Below are 23,580 nucleotides of genomic sequence, written 5' to 3'. Positions count from 1 at the left end.
ATCATAAAAATCCCAATGACCTGAAGACTTTCTCTACTCCCACTTAAACACATAACTCGCAAGCGCAAATCCGCCAACAAGCCAGGCACCCAATATCAGCGTCTCCAACCCCAATTCCAAGAACGGGGTCCCAAGGTTCATCGTCTCCCGGAGCGCCGAACTCAGATGGGCGATCGGCAGCACCTTCACGATCGGCTGGATGATGTCCGGCATATTGTTGATCGGGAAGAACACCCCTCCAAGGAACAGCATCGGGAACGTCACGAATCCCGCAATCGGCCCGGCACTTTCCGGGTTTTTCGCCATGCCGGCGATGATAAATCCCAGTGCCATGAACGCTAAGGTTCCGAGGATGATGAAGAAGATCATGGCGAGCCACGAACCGGCCACATTAATATCAAAGATGAGGTCGGCAATCAGGACGACGAGCAATGCCTGTGTACCGTTCAGCATCAAGCGGGCCGTAATCTGGGCCGCTATGAAGGTGGAAGCTTTCAGTCTCGTCCCCTGCATCCTACGGAGGATTCCCCGTTCACGCCAGGCGGAGATCTGACCCGCCACCCCGTTCATATTGTTGCTCATGATCATCATCGCCACGATACCCGGTACGAGGAAATCAACATATCGGAGGTTCAGAGCCTCGATTCCTACCTTCTCAACCGTCACCAACGGTTTATAGTCAACCAGATCCTTGCTGTATTGATCGATGATGCCGTTCACGACCGTCAATCCAAGCTCAGATGTGGTCAGGTTTTTCTCGTTATAGTATACGGGAAGGGAGAAAGCCTCGTCCCCCTCTTTCAGGTTCTCTTCATACCCTTTAGGAATGTCGATCAGAAGCTGGATGTCTCCATTTTCCACTGCTTCTTTTCCTTCTTTGACGCTCTCATATTTTGTGGTCTCGATTCCATCATTTTTATAAAATAAGTCCTTTAAGTCCTTCGACGATTTGGATTGATCCCCGTCAATCACCCCCACTGATAACGAGAGTGAATCCCCCCCGCCTGCAAATGACCCGATGGCCACCATCAGGATGACCGGAAAGAGTAATGTAAAGAACAGGACCTGCTTGTTCCGGGCAAAGATCCGTAATTGTGCCAGGGTTAACTGCCAATAAGCTCTCATGATTCCCGCAGCCTCCTTCCTGTCATATGAATGAAGACATCCTCTAAAGTCGCTTGCCGCGTTTGAAGATCCTCGATTTTCAGATTATGTTCCGTCGACACGGAAATCAGGGAGGTCAGTGCCAGCTGAAGCTCATCTGTATACAGCTGGACGAAGGTATCCTTGATGGCCGCTTCCTCCACTCCATCCATTTGCATGAACCACTCCTCTTCAGGCGGATTGTTTAGATGGAATTCGATCGTACTCGTGGACTGCAGGGTTTTCACAAGATTAGGAGGCGTGTCGAGGGCAATCAACTCCCCTTGATCCATGATGCCGATGCGGTCACAGAGCACATGGGCTTCATCCATATAATGCGTGGACAGAATGACCGTCTTCCCCCGCTCCTTCAACCGCAGCACAATGTCCCATAGCGTCCGTCTTGCCTGGGGATCCAGTCCCGTCGTCGGCTCATCCAGGAACACAATCTCCGGATCATGAATCAGCGCCAGGGCAATCGCGAGCCGCTGCTTCTGACCTCCCGACAACCCCTTGATCCGGTCCTTCCGCTTCTCACTCAGGAGCATCTCCTCGATCAACCTCTCAATGTCCACATGACTCGGATAAAAACTCGCATACAAATGAAGGATCTCCTCCACCTTCAGTAACTCAAACAACGAGGTCGACTGAAGCTGAACCCCGATCACCTCTTTCACCTTATTCACGTCTTTGCGCACGTCGTAGCCGGCTAAGCTTGCCGTCCCTTCATCCGGTTTCCGGAGTCCCACGAGCATTTCGATCGTCGTCGTCTTCCCTGCTCCATTCGGACCGAGCAATCCGAAGATTTCCCCCTTCTCTACCTGGAAACGGACCCCATTCACCGCAGTGAAGGAACCATATTTTTTCACCAGACCATTCACATCTACCATTACTTCGTTCGTCATAACGAGCCTCCTTTTACAAAAATGGAACCGCCCATGAGTGAGCGGTCCGTTCTTTAGATGTTTATACGCGGTGATGATCTGCACGCCAATTCTGTACGGCTTTTTTTATGTCTTTGGCTGATAGATCCTCTGACCGCGCCCGTTCCACTAATCCCGGAAATTCTTCATCAGGTGCGAACCGTAGTGCGATCACCTGCTTCACAGAAAGTCTAGGGTCTAACTGATTCCCCGTTAAGCGATAATAACGGAAATTTTCTTCATTTCGAATGATCCGGTCCTGAAGCTGAAGTGCATATAATCGCAGCTTCACCGCCATAAACAGGAACGTAATCGAAGCGAACAGCACAATGAAACTAAGCAGAGCCTCTGTCCCCACATTTTTCACAAAGAACGTAATAGATAAAATCAACGTCACAATCGATAAAAGTGAAATCCCATAATGATACAACGGATCGATCTTACTGTGATTCTCATAGTTTTGCTGTTTCATATGTACCTCCAAAGGTTTATAGATTCATTATATACCAGATATGCGGGACAGTGGGACAGGTTTACTGTCCCACTCACGTAAATTGTAATAGAGCACTTAGAAATCATATTCTGAGATGTGTGTAGTTATGAATGGCTCGTGCAGCATGGAACCTCTGCCAACTCATTGAATGAAAAAATGTATTCTTTGTCATCAGAAAAGGCAACTGCCACTTTAGACAGTTGCCTTTAGGATTCTTTCATTAAACCCGTGGCCTTATACTCCCGGGAACCACCCTGGTGTATTGATGATGGCATTCCATAAAGGATCCGGCACCACTAACTCCTTCTGCTTTTCCTTATCGATCTCCGTCACAATTTCATCTTCCCTGCCGTCTGCAAGCTTCTGCACCCAATCGGGATCGATGATGAGACCGCGCCCCAGTGCCAATAGTGGAACCCCTGTCTCAAATGCTTTACGCGCATCTTCGGCAGAGTAGATAGAGCCTACACCGATCAGTGGAGTACGATCAGCAATCGTTTCAAGCAGGTGATCCATTCTCGTTTTCTCTACATCCTCTACGCCTCTTCTTGGCTTCGAGAAGAAATCGAATAGGGACACATGCAGATAATCAAGGTCTTTGTCTGCTAATGCGTCCACCAGGGTAAGGGTATCCCCCATGGAAAATCCATTCTCCTCAGGCTCTTCAGGTGAAAAACGGTAGCCGACGATGAATGGATGTTTCGCATGCTCATCGACCACACTCTTCACCTTATCCACGATCGCCATCGGGAATGTCATCCGTTTCTCCAAGCTCCCGCCAAAACGGTCCTCTCGCTGATTCGTCATTGGAGAAAAGAACTGATGGATTAAATAACCATTTGCCCCGTGAATCTCCACGCCGTCATAGCCGGCCTCGATGGCACGGCGGGTCGTTTCCCCGAAAGCTTCGATGATTTCCTCGACTTCAGCCTCCGTTAACGCTCTTGCCTTCTTCTCTTGATTGTCTCCCATCACGTCACTCGCACTGACGACGTCCCCATCCGGAACCAGGTCAGGAGGACATTGCACCCCGCCATGGAAAATCTGCAATACCGCCTTCGCACCCTGATCTTTGATTGCTCCCGCCAATCGCTCAAGACTCGGGATCATGTCATCCGTGTCACCGCCAAATTCTCCAGGGAATCCTTTACCGTTCGGTGTCACATACGTACAGGCGGTGACAACCATGCTGACACCCTTCGAACGGCGGGCATAATAGTCTACCTCTGCTTCCGTTACATTGCCTTCATCATCTGATGAAAAGTTCGTCATAGGTGCCATGATGATGCGGTTTTTAAGCTCTATTCCATTTTTGAATCTATATGGGGTAAATAATTCTTCATACTTTTTGTTCATGGGTTTTGCCTCCTTCTTGTTGTTCAAGGGATATCATAGTAGATGTAAAGATGGTTTGACCATTAATCTGCTTGTGGAATGTGCGGTGGTTGATTCCTGTAAATCTTAACAATTGGTTGAAATCCCTTCCAACTGCCAATCTGATCATCTGTACCTGGTACAAACTGTCTTTTTTGTACCAGGTACAATTCCACCTTTTTGTACCTGGTACCCATTCATAAATAACCCTTGCTTGGCATAACAAGATAAGGAGTGGCAATCCATAATGAACTCCTCCCACACTGAAATATTATCTATATTTTTCCATATATTTAATGGTAAGATGGTAGCAGAAGCTACACCTACAGGATGATGTTCACCTGCTTTTACCTAAAAAGGAGGTTTTAGAAAATGGTTTGGCTGTTTGTTCTGATTCCCTTTTCTTTCATGGTTGGAGTCGTCATCGTGGGCAGCATCAAAGAAACTTACTTTTCCCAGGGCTACCTCAACGGTGATTGCTATGATACGCACAAGAGTGAGGGGTATAACGCTTATTGCCAGGGGCAGTCCAATCATTTGAAGGGCTGGACTGGTGGAAGGTAAATGGAACGTAGGGACAGGTCCCATTTTAAATCGGTCGAAATGGAGGTTTTTTAAAATGGTTTGGCTATTCGTCCTGATTCCCATCTCTTTCATGGCTGCGGTAGCAATCGGAGGCATGATCAAAGACAAATACTTTTCCCAAGGCTACCTCAACGGTGATTGCTACGACACCCATAAGAGCGAGGGATATAACACGCAATGCCGCGCAGGCTCTAATCAGCACAAGTGGTATACGGGTGGTAATTGACCGAAACGGCAGCATGGAAAAAGGCTCAGAATACAACTCCGAGCCTTTTTCTATGTGATTTGTTCATCATTGCCGGGGTGCAAATAACATGACCGATACCCCGATCAAGCAAATACCGGCACCAACCCAATCATATAAATCCGGTGTTTCTTTATCAATACCCCATCCCCATAAAACAGAGAGGACAATAAAGACTCCGCCATAAGCTGCATACACCCTGCCGAACGATGGAAATGTTTGAAATGTGGCGATGACACCGTACAAAGCTAATGCGAGCCCTCCTACTAACCCCAGGGAAGCCGATTTCCCCTCCCTTAACCAAAGCCAAATAAGGTACCCGCCACCAATTTCAGCTAAACCGGCACATATGAATAAAATCGTTGCATATAGGATATCCATCACTTCCCAGCATTCTATTGTTACATATAACTTTAACACCTTTTACATGCACAACTGAAGAGCGATCGCCCCTTTGGGAGTTAATAATGCAAGCTCGTATGGTGTATGCCCCCTGTACACAACCATCCTATTCAGTGATACATGGAAAGCACTTTCTCTACATCAAGAATTAATTGATTCATTTCAATCTGGGATAAGCGTAAAGGCATTTGATCATTCAGAGTAATAATTTGCCCGTCATCTTCGTGCTGATGGCTTTTCAAATAGTGATAGATCGTATCGATCTGATTCTTTTTGAGGACCGACTCTGTATCGAAATCCTTTACTTTCTGTATAGAGAATTCATTGGTAGATGAATCAAATTCTCCTGCAATAATTGTCCCTTGCAAGAACATAATCTCACTCCTCATTATAAGTTTATGTTAGATTATCCCCAATACAAGGAACTCCATGCAGCGCCCTGGAGTTGCCTTTTGTATTTGTGGACTAAAATGATTGAGCCATTTTTCATATCTTTTTCGTTACTTTTTTTAAGATACACTTTACAAATGATTGATGATTATAGAACTTCGTTTACCAGTAAACATAGCCTATAATAAGTTCGTTCCTATTCATCACTTCAACTCATTTATCCCCTTCGTAAGTTCATTGAATCTCTTATCCAATTCAGCATACTCTTTATCACCCGGCATCATAAAACTGAGCCTCCCCAACACATCCTGTCTCTCCGTCTCGAGTTTCAGCTTCAATTCCTCCTGCTCATCCCGTTCAAGGGCAGGTTCATTCAGCCGTTTATGAATCCCGCCGTTCTCAATCACAAGTTTCGTACTCGTCGTCTTCTCAAGAAAATACCGGTCATGGGAGACAACGATCAGCGTTCCATTATACTGGGCGAGGGTATCCTCAAGCTGTTCACGCGACGCCAGATCGAGATGATTCGTCGGCTCATCCAGGACCAGCACATCTTTTTCTTCTAAAATATACTTCATCAACTTGCACTTCACACGCTCCCCCATACTCATATTCCTGATCGGCTCCCGCCAGTGGGCCGTCTGGAATCCCAAGTGCTTCATAAGCGTCTAGACTCTCCCTCTTTCCTCGAATGTTTCCTTGTGGAAAAGCTGCTCGGGGGTTTCGTCAAGAGGAAGGTCGAACACTTCCTGCGTCAGATAGCCGATTTGGGCAGACGGTGAAACCCATACCTCTCCTTCTGCCTTCTCCTGCCCCATGATCACCTTCAGTAATGTTGTCTTTCCGCTGCCATTCGCTCCGATGATGGAGACCTTTTCCCCATGCTGAATCGTGAAATTGGCGTTTCTGAATAACGTTCGTCCCCGAAAAGCTTTTGCGAGATTCTTCACTTCCAAAAACCGCTTTCCTGTCTTATGGGTGGCCTGAAGGGAGAATCGCACAGTATGTTCTTCGTCAACCGCTTCAACCTTTGCCCTCTCAAGCTCTTTCTCGAGACGCTTCTGCTTCGATTTCACCTGGCTGTCCGTCCGCTTTGCTTTTACCCGGTAGTATTCTTTATACCCTTCCTGTTTCGTGGACTGGGCATGCGCTTTTTGCGACCAGGAATTGAGCTCGCTGATCTGGCTTTCGATCCGCTCCACCATCTTCTGCTGCTTTTCATATTCACGCTGCTGGGCCAGCCTCTTCTGTTTCCTTGCCTCCATGTAGCTCGAATAATTCCCTCTATGCTCAATGAGCTTTCTGCCTTCGATCGACCATATCTTTGTTACCGCTTCATCAAGAAAATACCGGTCATGGGACACGAGAATGATTGTCCCTTTAAACTCCTTGATCTGTTTCGTCAGGAGCTCCATGCTCCCTTGATCCAGGTGATTCGTCGGTTCATCCATTAAAAGGAGGTCTGCGTTTTTCCCAAAACCTTTTGCAAGCCTCGCTTTCAGCTTTTCACCGCCGCTCAAAAGCCTAAAATCATGGTCCGGAACCTGCCATTTTTCCAGTAACCTGGATTCGTAAGGTGTCGTGTCGTCAAGGGAATAGGATTCGGTTTCCTGCTCGACCATGCCGATGATCAAGTCCTGCTGCAACCATTGGATTGTGCCTTCGGAAGGTACTAAATCCCCGTGAATCAATTGCAGCAGTGTCGATTTACCCGCACCATTCTGCCCGATGATCCCGATGACATCCCCTTCCTGCACACTCGCTTTTACGCCCTCAAAAATATTCTGATCCATGATTTCATAACTTATATTCACTAATTTCATTAATTCTCTCATACTATCTTCCCCTCTCATCAAAGGGAGAACAAAAAAATCCTCCCCATTTCTCTGGAAGGATTAGCCGTACCTGTAATGCGCGCAAAGAAAGCTGTTTCCACAGCTCAGGTCACTTTATAAAAATGGGCAGACTAATCCTATTTTGGTTGATTTGAAATATGGAATTTCAAACGTCGCGAAAATAAGATTAGTTCTTCATCGTCCACCCATCACTCCTGTCATAATTAGTAAATTAACTATACCACGGAATGGCTCGTGATGACAAAAGGAATTTGACCTCCCTCAATACCAGTTCCCATACCTGTTTCGAAAAGGGAAACAAATCGTTATTTTTCGTCATTCTTTAATACATACATTTTCTTCGATTTATTCATAGTACCCAAAAAAACATCATTGATATCTGTAATGTTTTCTTTCGTCAACTGACCCATTAGCCATCCTTCGCCTACTTGAAGCTTATTTAAGTTCTCATGCACGATATGCCCTTCATTTATGACGACCAGTGGAATCTCAGTTGCACTTACAGGTAGATTCATGTCCTTGGGTGTGACATGGGATTCCCGATCGTATTTCATAACGGAAATAAACCCATTAGGCTCTAAGATGGCATATTTGACCTGGCTTACATCGAAGACGTCGTTCACTCGAAGTTCTGATAGGAGCAGCTCGACATTGATAAATTGCCTCCTTAGATTCTTCAGGACAACCCTTCCATTATCGATCAAGATGGCCGGCTTCCCATTAAAGAAAAAGCCGAACCTTCTATTTTTCAATGAAATCAGGCTGAACACAATGTGCCAAAAGAATAAAGTCAACAACGGAACCAGCATATATGTGAATGATACCTTTCCATCCAACAAGGGAGATACCGTAATGGCACCCAGTATCCAAATGAGGGCAAAATCATATGTGGTCATTTGACTTATAGCCCGCCTTGAAACCAATCTACCCACAAAGAACCCAACAACACCGACAATCAGGGTTCTGATTAAATATCCCCCTAATGAAATTTCCTCGATCACTCCAAATACATCAGGCAATGGATGTCCCCCCTAATGAATGAATAATTCATTCTGTTCAGTTATAAGACCAAGATTGACATCTTCAATATCCGTTACATTCTGCTCTTTTAATTGAAGGTATACCCAGTCTATATTTAGGTGTTTCTCCTTCATTATTTTTCTATCAACCTTACCATCATAAATCAAAATTTTAGTGAGTTCTTTCGTGGTCATTGGAATATTCATAATAGATTTCGTGACCGGTAAAGAATGGCTATTTTTCGCCACACTGAAATCTCCGTTCGGCTCTGAAATAACGTAATCGACATTTTGCAAATCAAAGACATTCTTCTTTCTTACAATAGATAACAAATTATCGAGGGTAAGCATGGATTTCCTCAAATTCCCTTTATCCACTTTCCCCTTTTTCACAAGGACAATCTGCCTTTTTGAGGCAATGTATGGTGATAACTTTATGTAACTGTAAGAAATCAATAAGATGATCAGGATATAAACAAATATGATCGCAATCGCATCAATAGGCCGTGACGCAGGCTGCACCATTCGGGAAGCGGCGATGTGACTTATACCTGCACCCACCAGAAAATTATAAGGTGTGACAATACCTGGCTGCCGAAAACCCAACGATTTATCTGCTAAAAACAGGACAAAATACAAGATGGTGGTACGTAGAAATAATTCCAGATAATTAAGGTCTTCCGCTTCAAAAAGTATACTTTTCCACTCCAAGATACTCACCTCCTTATATTCCCAAGATGATTAATCAATAGTATGGTTACTAGTATTTGATTCAACTCTTTAAAGAATACCTGCGACCTGACTACCATTACCTTTTCATTAATAAATCTTTGAAAGCCAAGTGACATTCCCCTCAAATGGGGTATCGAAAAATCTGTTGTCATTAAAGTATCAGATGCAAAATAAGTGGGAAGCTAAAAATGGTGGACTTATCTTCAAAAAGAATGCCCCGTATCGGGTTTGCATACTCACTAAGGAAGGAGTTTTACGTTTGGAATCAATCTGGTTAGAATACGGATGGACATTACTGATCCTGATCGGCCTTGAAGGCTTATTATCAGCAGATAACGCCCTTGTCCTCGCCGTCATTGCGAAACATCTGCCTGACGATGAGAAGAAAAGGGCCATCAAATACGGTATCTTTCTGGCCTTCGCCTTCCGCTTCGTTGCCCTTTTCGCGATATCTTTTATCGCGAACGTGTGGCAGATACAGGCGATCGGTGCAGCCTACCTTCTTTACCTGGGCTTAAAGCATGTCATCAAAGCACGTTTCGGGAAAGAAAACGAAAATATCCGGGAAGACACTGAAGAAGAAGCTAAAGGGAAAGGCTTTTGGCCAACTGTCGGGAAAATCGCTTTGGCTGACCTTGCCTTTGCAATAGATTCGATCCTCGCTGCCGTAGCCCTTGCACTTGGCCTGCCCGATTCTCCACTGGGGGATTTCGGCGGGATGGACGGTGGACAATTTATCGTGGTTGTCCTTGGAGGAATCGCCGGGCTGATTTTGATTAAATATGCGGCAACCTGGTTCGTGCAGCTGCTGGAAAAGCGCCCTGCTTTAGAAACGACCGCCTATGCGATCGTCGCCTGGGTCGGGGTGAAGCTAGCGATCATTACACTGGCACATGAGGATATCGGCTTGCTCGATCATGATTTCCCTCACAGTACCGGTTGGACGCTCACCTTCTATGGTGTTCTTGTGGGGATTGCTTTGTTTGGGTGGTTTGCACCTGGGAATAAGCAATCTCAGCATAGCAATGGCTGAGGAATGAACTGAACGGGAAAATGCCCTGTGGGATCACAGGGCATTTTTTCATTTTATCCTACGCACTGAATCCCATCATTTTCATCAGCTTGTTACTCCTTTTACATTCAAGTCCTTATTTCTGATGTAATAACAAACAAGCTCTACAACACACTTTTCTTTCAATACTATTCCAATTTCAACTCTTCCTCAACCTCCCCTTGTCCGCTAATCGCCGTGCCGAATAAAGAAAAATCAAATAGAATATAGTATCTTTTGAAAATTGGAGGTGCAACTAAATGGGACTTGCTCGCGGAGAAATCGTCCAGTTTTTCTTTGATACACAATCGCTGGACATTCAATCCATCCTCACATTAGGAGAACATACGATTCTTACTCTTGATGTCACAACCGATGCATTTGGTCAAAGAGTAAAATTAGACTCAATGGCGGTTATCCAATATATAACAAACACTAATGGAACTTCTTTTAGACTGGATGGGACTTATAGACTGTATAGAGATGATCTGCTGATTTCATTTACCGATATAAAAAAAGATGAATCTAAAGCTGAAGATTTCGTTCAAGCCGGAGACCTATACCCCAATCTGACATGGGTTGATGTACCACCTTCCACAGGTACTCACACATATGAAATCAGGGTAAACACAACGAACACTACAAATTTACAATCATTGGACATTACCACTGCACATTCACTAAATGCCATTGTCTTTGGACCAGGTATCTGACAACAGGAAAAAGGACCAGTCCCCCGGTACACTAAAGCAGCATCCCGGGGACAGGTCCTATTACGATATTATATTTTAAGAGTCAGCTTCGCCACAACTTCCACATGTGCCGTCTGCGGAAACATATCAACAGGCTGCAAATACTCCACGCGATAGTGCTTCTTCAAATAATCAATATTCTTCGCGAGAGTGGAAGGATTGCAGGATACATAAACGAATGTCTTCGGCTTAACTTCTTTTAGTGTATCAAGCAGTTTGTCATCGCAACCTGTTCTAGGAGGATCGACTACCACGACATCCGGACGCCAGCCTTCATTTTTCCATTGAGGCATGAGCGTTTCCGCACCCCCGACAAAGTACTCGGCGTGATCGACTCCGAATTTCTTCGCGTTCTTCTTTGCGTCATCGATCCCTTCCTTGATGACATCCATTCCTCGGATTTCTTTTGCTCCGTCAGCAAGCCAAAGACCGATTGTTCCCACTCCACAGTACGCATCGACAACCTTCTCTTCCCCAGTGAGTCCCGCTGCTTTTTTGGCTTCGTTATACAGCTTGCTCGTCTGGATCGGGTTGAGCTGGAAGAAAGCACGGGCGGAAAGCTCGTAGGTGAACTCTTCCAGGCGTTCTTCGATGCTTTCTTTACCTGATAGGTGGATCGTTTCGTCTCCGAATACGAGTGCTGTTTTCTTTGGATTGATGTTTTGGGCAATCGAAACAACTTCCGGAAGACGTTTCTGGATTTCCGAAATCAGCAATTCCTTGCGGGGAATTTTCTTCTCCGTGGTTACGAGTACGACTTGTACTTCACCTGTTTCAAAACCGACACGGGTGACGATCGTTTTCAGGATCGGCTTTTTCTTTTTGTCATCAAATACAGGGATGTTGAAGTCGTTGATGATGCGTTTGATTTCGGTTGTGACTTTATTCGTAAGCGGGTGCTGTACGATACACTCATCGATGTCGATGAGCTTGTTGGAATTCATGCTATAGAGGCCTGCGATAGCTTTCCCGTTCTGGGTTCCCACTTGGAATTGACTTTTGTTCCGGTAGTGCCACGGGTTGTCCATCCCGATTGTCGGACGGATGTCCAGGTCTTCTAATTTGAGCTTCGTGTGACGCTCGAGTGATTGAAGCAGGATATCCCGTTTCGCGTCCAGCTGCCCTTCGTATGACAAGTGCTGAAGCTGACACCCTCCGCACTGCTCATAGACCGGGCAGGGAGCTTTGGTGCGCTCGGGTGACTTCTTCCGGATCTTTTTGATGCGGGCTTCGGTGAATTTCGGGTGGACCTTGGTCACCTCGACGACTACTTCTTCTCCTGTCAGAGCTCCCGGTACGAAGACGATCTTTCGTTTAAAGAAGCCGACTCCTTCACCATTGATACCGATTTTTTTTATGGTCAGAGGAAACTGTTGTTTCAACTCGATTTTCACTTCATTGTTCTGTTTTTTTGCGTATTGCTTTTTCATTGGTTCACGTCCGTTCTATTCGATACTTCTCCATAAATACAAGGATGCATAGCTTAGATAAGGATGCCAGTCCGAGCTGAATTTGTCCAGTTCGTCCATGGTCGGTTTCTGATCCATCCCGAAAAGGAGCTTAATGGCGTTTTGGATGCCGATATCCGCTTTCGGAAAGAGATTCGGTCGGCCAAGCCCGAATAACAGGAAGCTTTGGGCAGTCCAAGGACCGATGCCGCGGATTTTGGTGAGTTCCTTGATGACTTCTTCGTCTGACTGCCTGGCCATTTTTTTAAGGTCCAGTTCTCCGTCAGAGACCTTTTGTCCGATCCCGATTACATACTCTGCTTTCCGCTGACTGAATTGCAGCTCCCTTAGTTCTTCCACTGTAAGACCCGATACTTTTTCCGGTGATGGATAGAACCATACTCCGTCCTTTTCCCAGCCATATTTGGTGACGAATCGATGGGTAAGGGTGAAGGCGAATTTCAGGTTCAGCTGCTGGTGGATGATGCTTTTGACGATTGTGGCAAACTGGTCGAACTCCAAGATGATTGGTGTGCCGATATGCTCTTCGAAAATCGGCTTCAGGTCGGTCTGCAGGAAATGTTCATGCATCTCATGAAGTCCGGTGTGCCACTGAAAAATGTCCGAGATCCGGTTCTCCTTCACTTCAAGGTTCTCTTCATTTTCAAAGGTGATGCTGAACTCAGGCTTGTCCGTGGTGCCTGTCGCCTGAACCTTGATGACCTCGCCTTTCCCATCCGGGAGATAGTAGGGAACCTTCACACTACGATCTTCCTTATTTACCGCGTTCAACGGGTCCAGCGCCAGCCGCTCCAGTACCCGGTCGAAATCATACGGACCTTCAATCTTAACATTCCTTTTCACCATCGTCCTCATCCTTCCGCACAAAACTTGTATGTGTATTATAGCATAACGGGAGTGTAACACTTCAACGTTGTCGTTCGTCTAATACATTAGGAGAGAGGGACGGACCTCTAAAAGTAGAAGGACTAATGTAGAGGTTCATCCCTCATGGAACTCTGAAAGGGATGATTGGGTGAAGAGGTTGATGATGGCTGGTTTGTTTTTTGTGTTGGTCTCTGGTTGTAATGAGCGTGGAAATCAGGTTGAGACTCAATTGGGGAAACAGGTCACAGATTATGAGCCTGTGGAGACAGATGTAGTGAATACTCATGAACATGTAGAGAATATGGAGAGTTCTATGAGAATGTCAGGCATAATTTAAAGGATCGTATCCGCATTGTTTCTTATACAGAGGAGGGTGATCCCATCTTACATGACCTTAAGTATGATGGAAATGTACTTCATTCCGTTAGGGACACACGTCGGGATACATTTGGTAGCGGTGAGATTGTAAGAATGTCCTGTGAGAATATCAAGTATGTACAAAATGACAAAGTGGCAGACAATATGTACAAGTTGTCCAATTGTGACCGGAATGATGTCGATGACAATATTCTTTGGTACTAAAGTTTTCAGGGACGGACCTCAATTCCTAATACCAGGTACTAGGAATGAAGGTCCGTCCCTCTTATTTTTTCATCATTGGATGCTCATCCAGGCTTTTGAAGGTGTAGCCTCTTTTCTTGAGGTCTTTTATTGCTTTTTCCATGGCGTCTGCGTTGTCTTTGGAGACGGAGTGCAGAAGGATGATGGCACCTGGATGGGCCTGGGCCATGATGTTGTCATAGGAGTATTGCCAGCCTCTTTGCTGATCGGTTTTCCAATCGATGAAGGCGAGCGACCAGAAGACGTGGGTGTACCCTTCTTCTTTGGCGATTTGCAGCGTGCGTTCAGAGAATACACCTCTTGGCGGTCGCAGATATTTCATTTCTTTTTGTCCGGTCAGTTCCTTTGTTTTCACTTTTACTTTTTCAAGCTCTTCCCGGATTTTCTGATCGGAGCTTGCCGTAAAGTCCGGGTGATGCCAGGAATGGTTCCCTACGATATGGCCTTCTTTCACCATTCGCTTGACAAGGTCTTCAGCGCTAAGTAAGTAGTGACCCGTCACAAAGAAGGTGGCTGGTACTTTTTCCTTTTTCAACACATCAAGGATCTGCCCTGTGTAGCCATTTTCATATCCATTATCAAAAGTCAGATACAGGACTTTTTTATCCGGTGATCCCTTGTAAAACGCATCATATTTATCAAGGAGCTGATCATGCTGAGACCCCGCTTCTGCAGGAACTTCATTCTGGCTCTTCTTGAATCCCCAGCCGATCGGGTTATTTGAAACTGCATAGGCTTGTGCCGGGATGAGCAATACTAAGATTGACGCTATTATCAACACTTTTAGTGATTTCCGCAAAATTGAACCCTTCTTTCACATTCCGTTTCCCTTAGTTTTTGAGAAAGGGAAGGATTCATGTGTACTAAAAGTATCCAATAGTTAAAGCGGTCATCATACTCCAACCTTTATTTCATTTGCAAACTCGCTTCAAACAAATCGATGATTTCCAGGAATCGTTCTGCTTCTCTAAATGTGTGATCAGCCAAAAGAGGATGGATATTACTTTTGATCCTGCATTCTTCGATTAATTCTCTTGCGGTTTTCTTGAAATCACGTAATGACTTCACTGAAACCTTATTTTGATTCAAAAATTGGTTCAACATCGGCTTTGTTTCGGATTGTGGACGCATGGAGTCTAAATCAATCGCTTGAAAAACCAGTTGATCGAAATCCTGGCTGAACTCTCTTGCCTGCTCAACTAATTTCCTTTCGGAAGGATCCAACAGATGCCCGATAAACTTCGCGTGATCGGCCATGATTCTCAGGAAGAATACATTTTCCTGGATTATGCAATCCTGTTCAGGTACAAGTTTCCCCTCATTCAATTCCTGCAGACGTTTGGCAAAGAATGCAGCTTCCCTGCTAATATGATCCACTAACAATGGATAATTATTAGAACGGATTTCACATCGCAATGTCAAACCTAATATTTTCCGCTTATAGTTCCAAATTGCAACTGCCGCTTGATAAACTTCGCTGTTAAATGCCTGGATTTGCCGTAAATCCGTGTTGATGGAGTATTTATTCAGCTTCTCCTCGATTCTTTCAAAAACCGTAATGAACTGCTGTGCTTCTTCAATCAATTGCTTCTGATCATACGTGAATCCCAAGCTCAGAAACAATGCATGCTCCTTCATAATTCTCGACCAGAATTGAATCTCATCTATAGATCGAGCCACGATCGGATTTGCCATATGTTCTTCCCCCTCTGCTACTCTTCCCCCTCATACTTATGTAGATGTATTTAAGATAATACTTTAAATTTTGTTAAATTCACGTAGTTCAAAAGGAAAAAGCAAAAAGATTCCTTCTATTGGTACAAGAGGAATCTTCGAGAGGGACTGACAGTAGAATGAAGTTTAGATGATTATATAACTTGAATGCATCACAAGAAAGGTTCTACAAAAGATTGGGTTTGTATTCAGGCATATGTCTCAGGTCACCCTGATATTTCATCTTCCGTCGAAGAGAAACACGTTTCGAGATAAGGTCCGTCCCTCTCACTCAAAAAAAGTCTGATACTTCGTTGCCATTTCTGTTAGTTTCCCGTTATGTTCAGCTATGAATTCAGATACGGTTTTTTTATCCCAAATGGCCTCGCCCGTTGGGAATTCTTCAAATTCATCTTTAAGGTCCTTGACCATTTTGTCCCTTGAAACGGATACCAAGGATTCGTCTACTTGAAAGTGATATTCTTGGGCATTCGGAACGAGAAGGGTCAGGTAGATGGCGTTGTAATAAAAGTTCTTCTTATCGGCATGATTACCGTCAAACCAAAACTCATCCACGTCATTTTGAGGAAGGCTCCCTTCTTTATTGCCATAAGTCACCTTCACCATTTCTCCTGAAAGATCGATTTCTTGAATGGTTTCTCCACCAGGCAATTCCTGAAGGATCGCACTGACCTTAGAGTTATCCCCCACATAGGTTCCGCTATTTTCTTTTAACGTATCTACATTCACATCTTCAATGGAAGTGATATTCGATTTCTCACTATTACTTGCACATCCTGTTAAGAACATCATTAAGGAAAGAAACAACATGCTCACTAATTTATTGAAAATCATCGTAGCCCTCCAGATCCTGTTTGTATGTAATACGAAAAACATGTCTTTATGGTTTCATATTTTAACATAAATACCCAATAGAAAAACCACCCCGCTTGTTTCACGAGGTGGTCCCTTTTCATTTATTTAAAAACAGGATCTTTAAACTGAGCTAATTTTTCCAATGACGATTTATCCACTTCTTCATGAAGGCTGTTACCATGGGAATCCATTGTCACAACTGCCGTGAAGCCTTCCACATTCAGGTGCCACATGGCTTCAGGAATACCGAACTGCATCAGATCCACTCCGTCTACGCCCTTGATACAATCTGCGTAGTACTGCGCCGCTCCACCGATTGCATTCAGGTAAACACCGCCATGATCTTTCAAGGCAGCAAGTGTTTTCGGACCCATTCCGCCTTTCCCGATGACGGCGCGGATACCGAATCTCTTCATGATATCCCCTTGATAAGGCTCCTCACGAATCGATGTCGTCGGACCGGCAGCTTTCACGTGCCAGTTCCCTTCATCGTCCTTCAGCATGACCGGACCACAGTGATAGATGACTTGTCCATCAAGATCCACCGGTGCATCATTCTCACTCAAGTGTTTGTGTATCGCATCACGTCCAGTGTACATGCGGCCGTTGATTTGAACCACGTCGCCCACTTTAAGCTCACGGATTTTCTCTTCCGTGATCGGAGCTTGAAGTACCACAACGTTTGGCTGCTCCCCGGATGAAGCTGCTGCCGTTTCAAGCTCAGCTTCAGAACCTTGCGTCAAGTCGATCTTTTCGCCTTCCTGGTAGAACCATTCGTCGATCGCACCTGAATTCACATCAAGCTTCACACCTAAGCGACGGAATGCCCAGCAGTTATACGCAACGGATACGAAGAAGCTTGCAGGAATACGGTTCATCACTCCAACCTTACACCCAAGAAGCGTCGTTTCACCGCCGAATCCCATGGTTCCGATTCCAAGCTCATTTGCATTTTCCATTACATACTCTTCTAACTTGCGAAGATCTTCATTCGCATTCACATCATCAACGGAACGGAATAGTTGTTCTTTTGCCAGATCATAGCCCAAAGAACGGTCCCCACCGATTCCAACTCCGATGAATCCGGCGCTGCAGCCTTGTCCCTGTGCCTGATACACAGAATGCATCACGCATTTACGGATTCCGTCCAGATCACGTCCGGCACGGCCCAGCCCTTCTAGCTCACACGGAAGGCTGTACTGAATGTTTTTATTTTCACAACCGCCGCCCTTTAAGATCAGGCGTGCATCGATATAATCCTTTTCCCACTGCTCGAACTTGATGACCGGAGTCCCTAAGCCGAGATTGTCTCCAGAGTTTGCCCCAGTCAATGAATCAACGGAGTTTGGACGAAGCTTCCCGTCCTTCGTCGCCTGTACCATGGCAGCATAGATCGCTTCTTTGATTTCAAGCTGATTCACGCCGACGGGTGTTTTTATTTTAAAAGTCGGAAGTCCTGTATCCTGACAAATCGGTGATACATTGTCATCCGCCATCTTTACGTTATTTGAAATCGTGTCCAGACTCATCGCCGCTCGTGTTCCAGCGTTCTCACGGGCTTTCGCCGAGCGGATCGCACGTCGTACATCCTTTGGCAGGTTCGTGGAAGTTTCCACAATCAAATCGTACATACTTTGCTGTAATGTCTCTTTATTCATCGTTCTCCCCCTCTAAAGATCTCAAAAACAGTCTTAATTTTCATACATCATTATACTCCTATAAGATTAAGATTGAAAGGGATTTCACAATGGAATTTCCTTCTCGAAATAACAGGAAACCTCATCTTCTTCCTTATAGATATATCCGTTATTTTGGTAAAATCGGATCGCATCCCCCCAGTGCTTGTTGGTTTCGAGAATGAGTGTGCGTGCTCCAAGAGAATAAGCTTTTTCTTCCAGATGGTTGAGCATGATGCGGCCGAGACCGCGTTTCCTGTATGAGGATTGGACTGACATTCTTACAATCTGATACGTCTCGACTGATTCTTTTCGAATCGCTCCTGTGCAGATGATGTCGTCGCCCTCTTTTCCTACAAAAAAATGATGTTTTGTGCCGTCATACTCTACGGATATGTCATGAATATCGGGATTCAAGGTGTGATCGATGAAGCCGAACCGTTCAAGGAAACCGGACAGGATCACGTCTTTGGCCTTCTCGCATTGGTGTTTTTCGATGGGTGTGATGATCATGGGGATGGGTCGCTCCTTTAATAATGGATGTTTTTATTAAAGTTTGACGTTTAAGCGGAGATTTCCTGCTTGTGCATGCTTGTCTTATGGACTGCATAAGATGGAGGGACGGACCTTCCAAGGAGGTCCGTCCCTCAAAAAAATAAGAGCCCCATCCAGGACTCCTACTCACTTTTCTTAAATTGCTCGCATTTCACTTCTATATCATCGATCATGGCAATCAGGCGATCGATATCGTCTATATCCGCTTGTTCGGGGTCGATTGAGTCCAGAACGTCGACGAATAGGTTAAGGCGCTGTTTTAAATAGCTCACTTGTGAGTCTTTATCGTTGATAGCTTTACCCAAGAGTTCTCTCTCCTTTCAATACGTTTACTATGGTAACCAATAACTTTCGGATTGACAAGGGCTGGGCGTTTCTCAATAATGAATAGGTGACTTAAACATAAAGGAGCTTTTACGAATGAAAACTGACCTTCTCTCCAAGAAAATGTCGATTGACCATGATCCTTGGGAGGCTTACTTAGATGTGGATCAGCATGGTGATATCACGCTTTCCAATATAGAATTCACTACCACAACGCTCTGTAACATGAGATGTGAACATTGCGCCGTCGGTTATACCCTCTCGCCGAAGGACCCAAGCGCCCTTCCCATTGAACTGATTCTCGAGAAGCTCGACGATATTAAAACACTTCGTTCCCTTAGTATTACCGGCGGAGAGCCGATGATGTCCAAGAAATCCGTTGATAATTATGTATTGCCCTTACTCAAGTATGCACATTCCAGAGGCGTACATACCCAAATCAACTCCAATCTGACTCTGGATCTGGACCGGTATTTATTGATTGTCCCTTACCTGGATGTCCTGCACATCTCACATAACTGGGGAACGATCGATGAGTTCATCGATGTCGGCTTTGCCAATATGGAACGGAAGCCAACGAGGGAGCAGCGCCGTAAACTCTTTGACCGCATGATTGAAAACAGCCGCGCCCTATCTGAGCGGGGAGTGCTCGTATCGGCCGAAACCATGTTGAATAAAAACACCCTGCCTTACCTGGAGAAAATCCATCGTCAGGTAGTAGACGAAATGAAGTGTGGTCGTCACGAAATTCACCCAATGTACCCGTCGGATTTCGCGTCAAGCCTTGAAACTCTTTCATTGGAAGAAACCAGGGAAGCAATCAGAAATATTCTGTCCTTCCGTGATGAAAATGTGTGGATGCTGTTTGGAACACTGCCATTTTATCCATGCAGCTCTTCACAAGAAGACTTGAATTTTCTGACGGAACTCTATGCCGCTAAAAATGTCAGCGTCCGTAATGATCCCGACGGACGTTCCCGTCTAAACGTCAATATTTTCACCGGTGATGTCATCGTCACGGACTTCGGCGACACGCCACCACTTGGAAATATAACAAGGGATGCGCTCCCTGCCATTTTTGAAAAGTGGAAAGAACAGCCTCTTGCGAAAGAGTTGAACTGTCACTGCCCTATGGCCCGCTGCCTTGGACCGAACGTCCTGGTGAAGTCTATGTACTATGATGATGTTGACTTTTCGAAGCGTGAAGCGAAGATTTCCCGATAAAATAGTGTAAAGGTCCAAATCTCTTATGGATTTGGGCTTTTTTATGAAAACCGGGATCTGATTTCTTATCATTACACCAAATACCCATTTCAAACATGCCACTAAAATAGCCCTTCTTCCCCAGCACAAGGTCCGTCCCTCTCCAAACAAAAAAAAGAAAGCACAACGGACATTCATCCGGTGTGCTTTTTATCCGATTGGGCCGCGGTGATTTTCTTTCACGGGTTGATCAATCTTCTGTAGTACTGGGTCCATTGAGTTATAGTTTTGATTTTTGAGGCTTTCGGCATATACTTTAGCCCTTTTCGCTCCGAACCAAATTCTCATTGCTGTGTACGCAATCAGGATCCCACCAAAAATAAGTAGATACTCCATGATATCCCTCCTTCAATTCTGAATATTCTAATTATTATAACATATCAAAGAAAATAATAAAAGAGTGAAATTAAGGTTTACCCCACTTCACTCTTCTTCAAACATTTATCTAGGTGTTTCACTTGCCATGAAGCCGAAATGTACGTGATCCTGGATTGGAATAAATGCTCCGACTCCTTGGGAAGTTACGTTTTTCACGACGATGGAGCGTTTTGTACCCTTCATCACAAGGAACACTTCACCGTAGGTTACTTTTCCTTTTTCATTAATCGCCGGTGCATAGGCGTATAGGTAACCAAGTCGTTTCGGTGAAATATTGTACACCTGATCCTTCTTCGTTCCTGCTCCAACGATGGTTTGGAATGCGAGTGGCAGTTTGGATTTATCCATGGCTTTGATGAGCATCATTTTCTCCACATCTTCTGCATGCGGAACTTTTGCCGTGAGCCCGCCCTTCACAACTTTTTGTGCTTCTTGAACGTAATGAATTTGATAGTTGGATTTTCCGCCACGATTATCGAAATAGTTCGTGTTGACCTTCTGATACTCCCAATTAGGAGAAGTCTCCGTTGAGGCATAATTTAATGGCCATTCCCCTAAATAGATGGTTGCACGTAATCCAATCGTCGGTGCTTTATTCATCGTGGATTCGTTAAGAATGCGAATCAGGTTCGGATTTTCAATTTTAACATTAGATGTTTCAATTAATTCCTGAGACCATTCGCTCGGTTGAAGATACGGTTGATCCTGTGTAGAATTGGGATACGTATTTTCCTTGGCGATATTTAAAACCGAATTCGGGATCTTCACACTGGTATCTTCACTTGCTTCCGGAGCTTTCTCCGTTGTTTTCGGTGCTTTGTCGTTTGCTTTTTTAGGGCTATTTTCAGCATGGGTACCAGTTGTTGCAACAAAAAATGCGAGAATGATCATAAGGACAGTGCGCATGATTTTCATAAAATTAACTCCTTTCAAGCTTTAGGGTTTGCCGTTAGTTTTTCCTAGTTGAAATAGCTTATCCCAAAAACTTTATTTGAAAGAATATTTACAAAATTCAAATATTATTTTATACTATGATTGAAAAGAAAACAGTCGGGCATACTGACCGTTTTCAATCATTCCTACATTCCCTAAAAAAGCAGCGGAGTTCATGATTGAACTCCGCTGCTTTTTATTATAGTAGATAAAATCCGATTCCCATTATGAAATAGGCTGCGAGTAGTGTCAGTCCTTCAAACCAGTTCGTCTCCCCGTCATTGGATATGACGATCGTGACAAGTACCGCTGATACCATGGCCACAAGTTCCGGCAATGTAAATACCAACGGCATGCTCGTTTCAAAAAACAGTGAAATCAATACCAGTACCGGCGCTACAAACATCGCGATCTGCAAGGTCGATCCGACTGCAATTTCCACAGCGATATCCATCTTATTTTTATAAGCCATAATGATCGCCGACGCATGCTCTGCAGCGTTTCCGACGATGGCTACGATGATGACCCCGATGAAGAGCTCGCTCCATCCGAATGTGTTCCCGACCTCTTCAAAGGTATGGACGAGACGTTCAGATACATAGGCGACGGCTGCTGTAGAGGCGGCAAGGATCAGCAATGCTTTCCCTTTACTCCACTCCGGCTCTTCATGAGCGTGCACACCTTCTTCGCCTTCATGCTGATACACTCCTCGGTGAGTCACTAATTTAAAGAATAAGGCAAATAAATAGAGAGCGATTAAAATAACGGACACACCAATTGAAAGGGACATGGTCTTCGCTTCGTTCATATCCTGGGCGAATACTTCAGGAATGACGAAAGCCACGATGATTGCAAACATGAGCAGCCCCGAGTTGTGCCGGGCATCAAACACGTTGAACTTCTGACGTTTGAACTTGATCCCCCCTACAAAAAAGGACAACCCTGCAACGAGGAGTAGATTTCCAAGCACGGATCCAGTCAAGGACGCCAGCACGACGCCGACCAAACCAGCTTTTAACGCAAAAATAGAAATGATGAGTTCAACTGCGTTTCCAAAGGTCGCGTTCAGTAATCCCCCAATACGGGGTCCCGATACCACGGCCAAGCTTTCCGTCGATCTTCCCATGAAGGCAGCAAGGGCAATGATCGTCACACAGTAAATCACGAACATAATCACATTGGGCCAATGAAGCAGTGAACCGATGACTGAGATCGGTACTCCTGCAAATACAAGCAGTGCAAATATTTTGTTCATGTGTAAGATCCTTCTTTCTCAAAGAAAATTTGTTTAAATCAAGTGAGATTAGACACATTATAGATAGAACCCAATTAGGAGGTACCACCCATGGCACAAAACTTAAAAGATAAGATCGTTGAGCTGTTTTCCAACCATAAAACGGGCACCCTTGCCACGATTCGAGACAACAAGCCGTATTCACGCTTTATGATGTTCTACCATGAAGACCTTACTCTTTACACCGCAACCAATGAGCATGCACACAAAGCGGAAGACATCGCACAAAACCCTCATGTTCATATTCTTCTGGGCCATGACCGAGATTCCGATCATGAGCACTATGTAGAAATCGAAGCAGAGGCAACTGTAGAAGAATCCAAAGAGCTGAAAGAGAAATTCTGGAACGACCAACTAAAATCCTGGATCGCAAGCCCCGATGACCCGGAATACATGCTCCTCAAACTCACACCCAAAACCATCCTCTACTACGAAAAAACAGGCAAAGAACCACAGGAACTAAGCCTGTAGAGGACCACCTGAAGAGGGACGGACCTTCAATCAGATAAGAACCTTGTTTGATGGGACTTATGCTGATTTGGAGGTCCGTCCCTCAACGCTTTTCTGCACTGAAGGACGGACCTCCATCAAGTTATAAACCTCGTTACAATAGGATTTATGCCCCTTGAATGGAAGGTCCGTCCCTC

Annotated in this window: 27 protein-coding genes and 1 pseudogene; 6 read left to right on the top strand and 22 right to left on the bottom strand. The window is 44.9% G+C overall.

Annotated elements, in window-relative coordinates; translation table 11 throughout:
* Positions 1–33: 33 nt before the first annotated feature.
* The 11 genes and pseudogenes from ACCB35_RS03200 to ACCB35_RS03150 form a co-directional block, all read right to left on the bottom strand.
* Positions 34–1,125, bottom strand: coding sequence for an ABC transporter permease (locus tag ACCB35_RS03200; protein ID WP_374055698.1), 1,092 nt, complete (start codon positions 1,123–1,125; stop codon positions 34–36).
* Positions 1,122–2,048, bottom strand: a complete 927-nt coding sequence (locus tag ACCB35_RS03195; RefSeq protein ID WP_374055697.1) for an ABC transporter ATP-binding protein — start codon at positions 2,046–2,048, stop codon at positions 1,122–1,124. Before ACCB35_RS03195 ends, ACCB35_RS03200 begins: the two co-directional genes overlap by 4 nt.
* A gap of 61 nt (positions 2,049–2,109) precedes the next feature.
* Positions 2,110–2,538 (bottom strand): DUF6526 family protein, encoded by a 429-nt coding sequence (locus ACCB35_RS03190; protein WP_374055696.1) that lies wholly within the window; start codon positions 2,536–2,538, stop codon positions 2,110–2,112.
* A gap of 255 nt (positions 2,539–2,793) precedes the next feature.
* Positions 2,794–3,915, bottom strand: coding sequence for an NADH-dependent flavin oxidoreductase (locus tag ACCB35_RS03185; RefSeq protein ID WP_374055695.1), 1,122 nt, complete (start codon positions 3,913–3,915; stop codon positions 2,794–2,796).
* Positions 3,899–4,063, bottom strand: coding sequence for a hypothetical protein (locus tag ACCB35_RS03180; RefSeq protein ID WP_374055694.1), 165 nt, complete (start codon positions 4,061–4,063; stop codon positions 3,899–3,901). The genes ACCB35_RS03185 and ACCB35_RS03180 overlap by 17 nt, the downstream gene beginning before the upstream one ends.
* Before the next feature lie 221 nt (positions 4,064–4,284).
* Positions 4,285–4,626 carry a hypothetical protein gene (locus ACCB35_RS03175; protein WP_374055693.1) on the bottom strand — a complete coding sequence of 114 codons (342 nt, stop codon included), beginning with the start codon at positions 4,624–4,626 and terminating at the stop codon, positions 4,285–4,287.
* Between the two features lie 184 nt (positions 4,627–4,810).
* Positions 4,811–5,143, bottom strand: a complete 333-nt coding sequence (locus ACCB35_RS03170) for a YnfA family protein (protein ID WP_374056938.1) — start codon at positions 5,141–5,143, stop codon at positions 4,811–4,813.
* A 131-nt stretch (positions 5,144–5,274) separates the two neighbouring features.
* Positions 5,275–5,553, bottom strand: a complete 279-nt coding sequence (locus tag ACCB35_RS03165) for a hypothetical protein (protein WP_374055692.1) — start codon at positions 5,551–5,553, stop codon at positions 5,275–5,277.
* 204 nt (positions 5,554–5,757) lie between these two features.
* A pseudogene (gene abc-f / locus ACCB35_RS03160) lies at positions 5,758–7,389 on the bottom strand (ribosomal protection-like ABC-F family protein).
* 326 nt (positions 7,390–7,715) lie between these two features.
* Entirely contained in the window at positions 7,716–8,429 is a 714-nt protein-coding gene (locus ACCB35_RS03155) for a DUF421 domain-containing protein (protein WP_374055691.1), read from the bottom strand.
* Between the two features lie 12 nt (positions 8,430–8,441).
* Positions 8,442–9,140: a YetF domain-containing protein gene (locus tag ACCB35_RS03150; protein WP_374055690.1), complete on the bottom strand. Its 699-nt coding sequence runs from the start codon at positions 9,138–9,140 to the stop codon at positions 8,442–8,444.
* Between the two features lie 280 nt (positions 9,141–9,420).
* On the opposite strand from ACCB35_RS03150, the gene ACCB35_RS03145 reads away from it, so the two are divergent.
* Complete coding sequence (locus tag ACCB35_RS03145; RefSeq protein ID WP_374055689.1) at positions 9,421–10,194, top strand: TerC family protein; 774 nt, start codon at positions 9,421–9,423, stop codon at positions 10,192–10,194.
* Positions 10,195–10,472: 278 nt separating this feature from the next.
* A complete protein-coding gene (locus ACCB35_RS03140; RefSeq protein WP_374055688.1) occupies positions 10,473–10,925 on the top strand; it encodes a hypothetical protein in 453 nt (150 codons plus the stop codon).
* Positions 10,926–10,993: 68 nt separating this feature from the next.
* Here ACCB35_RS03140 and rlmD read toward each other — a convergent pair whose 3' ends face one another.
* Both rlmD and ACCB35_RS03130 read right to left on the bottom strand, forming a co-directional pair.
* Positions 10,994–12,394, bottom strand: coding sequence for a 23S rRNA (uracil(1939)-C(5))-methyltransferase RlmD (gene rlmD / locus ACCB35_RS03135; protein ID WP_374055687.1), 1,401 nt, complete (start codon positions 12,392–12,394; stop codon positions 10,994–10,996).
* Positions 12,395–12,409: 15 nt separating this feature from the next.
* Positions 12,410–13,279, bottom strand: a complete 870-nt coding sequence (locus tag ACCB35_RS03130) for a DNA-3-methyladenine glycosylase (RefSeq protein WP_374055686.1) — start codon at positions 13,277–13,279, stop codon at positions 12,410–12,412.
* A gap of 169 nt (positions 13,280–13,448) precedes the next feature.
* Here ACCB35_RS03130 and ACCB35_RS03125 point away from each other — a divergent pair, with 169 nt between their 5' ends.
* The gene (locus ACCB35_RS03125) at positions 13,449–13,637 is read left to right on the top strand and encodes a hypothetical protein (RefSeq protein ID WP_374055685.1); all 189 of its coding nucleotides are present in this window, start codon (positions 13,449–13,451) and stop codon (positions 13,635–13,637) included.
* A gap of 8 nt (positions 13,638–13,645) precedes the next feature.
* The gene (locus ACCB35_RS03120) at positions 13,646–13,882 is read left to right on the top strand and encodes a DUF4362 domain-containing protein (RefSeq protein ID WP_374056937.1); all 237 of its coding nucleotides are present in this window, start codon (positions 13,646–13,648) and stop codon (positions 13,880–13,882) included.
* 61 nt (positions 13,883–13,943) lie between these two features.
* Here ACCB35_RS03120 and pdaA read toward each other — a convergent pair whose 3' ends face one another.
* The 6 genes from pdaA to ACCB35_RS03090 form a co-directional block, all read right to left on the bottom strand.
* Positions 13,944–14,702: a delta-lactam-biosynthetic de-N-acetylase gene (pdaA, locus tag ACCB35_RS03115; RefSeq protein ID WP_374055684.1), complete on the bottom strand. Its 759-nt coding sequence runs from the start codon at positions 14,700–14,702 to the stop codon at positions 13,944–13,946.
* Positions 14,703–14,827: 125 nt separating this feature from the next.
* Positions 14,828–15,616, bottom strand: a complete 789-nt coding sequence (locus ACCB35_RS03110; protein ID WP_374055683.1) for a DUF2935 domain-containing protein — start codon at positions 15,614–15,616, stop codon at positions 14,828–14,830.
* Between the two features lie 306 nt (positions 15,617–15,922).
* The gene (locus tag ACCB35_RS03105; RefSeq protein ID WP_374055682.1) at positions 15,923–16,489 is read right to left on the bottom strand and encodes a DUF4825 domain-containing protein; all 567 of its coding nucleotides are present in this window, start codon (positions 16,487–16,489) and stop codon (positions 15,923–15,925) included.
* A gap of 122 nt (positions 16,490–16,611) precedes the next feature.
* On the bottom strand, positions 16,612–18,168 hold the full coding sequence (locus ACCB35_RS03100) for a fumarate hydratase (RefSeq protein ID WP_374055681.1): 1,557 nt from the start codon (positions 18,166–18,168) through the stop codon (positions 16,612–16,614).
* An 84-nt stretch (positions 18,169–18,252) separates the two neighbouring features.
* Positions 18,253–18,699, bottom strand: coding sequence for a GNAT family N-acetyltransferase (locus ACCB35_RS03095; protein WP_374055680.1), 447 nt, complete (start codon positions 18,697–18,699; stop codon positions 18,253–18,255).
* A gap of 164 nt (positions 18,700–18,863) precedes the next feature.
* Positions 18,864–19,046 (bottom strand): SE1561 family protein, encoded by a 183-nt coding sequence (locus ACCB35_RS03090; protein ID WP_034761313.1) that lies wholly within the window; start codon positions 19,044–19,046, stop codon positions 18,864–18,866.
* Between the two features lie 115 nt (positions 19,047–19,161).
* On the opposite strand from ACCB35_RS03090, the gene yfkAB reads away from it, so the two are divergent.
* Positions 19,162–20,289 carry a radical SAM/CxCxxxxC motif protein YfkAB gene (gene yfkAB / locus ACCB35_RS03085; RefSeq protein WP_374055679.1) on the top strand — a complete coding sequence of 376 codons (1,128 nt, stop codon included), beginning with the start codon at positions 19,162–19,164 and terminating at the stop codon, positions 20,287–20,289.
* 189 nt (positions 20,290–20,478) lie between these two features.
* On the opposite strand, the gene ACCB35_RS03080 is transcribed toward yfkAB, so the two are convergent.
* From ACCB35_RS03080 to cax, 3 genes are all read right to left on the bottom strand, one after another.
* Positions 20,479–20,664, bottom strand: a complete 186-nt coding sequence (locus tag ACCB35_RS03080; RefSeq protein ID WP_374055678.1) for a hypothetical protein — start codon at positions 20,662–20,664, stop codon at positions 20,479–20,481.
* A gap of 105 nt (positions 20,665–20,769) precedes the next feature.
* Positions 20,770–21,621 carry a YfkD family protein gene (locus ACCB35_RS03075; RefSeq protein WP_374055677.1) on the bottom strand — a complete coding sequence of 284 codons (852 nt, stop codon included), beginning with the start codon at positions 21,619–21,621 and terminating at the stop codon, positions 20,770–20,772.
* Positions 21,622–21,838: 217 nt separating this feature from the next.
* Positions 21,839–22,894 (bottom strand): calcium/proton exchanger, encoded by a 1,056-nt coding sequence (cax, locus tag ACCB35_RS03070; protein ID WP_374055676.1) that lies wholly within the window; start codon positions 22,892–22,894, stop codon positions 21,839–21,841.
* A gap of 90 nt (positions 22,895–22,984) precedes the next feature.
* On the opposite strand from cax, the gene ACCB35_RS03065 reads away from it, so the two are divergent.
* Positions 22,985–23,404 (top strand): pyridoxamine 5'-phosphate oxidase family protein, encoded by a 420-nt coding sequence (locus ACCB35_RS03065; protein WP_299741673.1) that lies wholly within the window; start codon positions 22,985–22,987, stop codon positions 23,402–23,404.
* Positions 23,405–23,580: the final 176 nt, after the last annotated feature.

The organism is Rossellomorea sp. FM04394 (genome assembly GCF_041889765.1).
Lineage (GTDB): Bacteria > Bacillota > Bacilli > Bacillales > Bacillaceae_B > Rossellomorea > Rossellomorea aquimaris_B.
The sequence above is the reverse complement of the archived record's forward strand: the minus strand, read 5'-3'. Positions and strand labels throughout refer to the sequence as shown.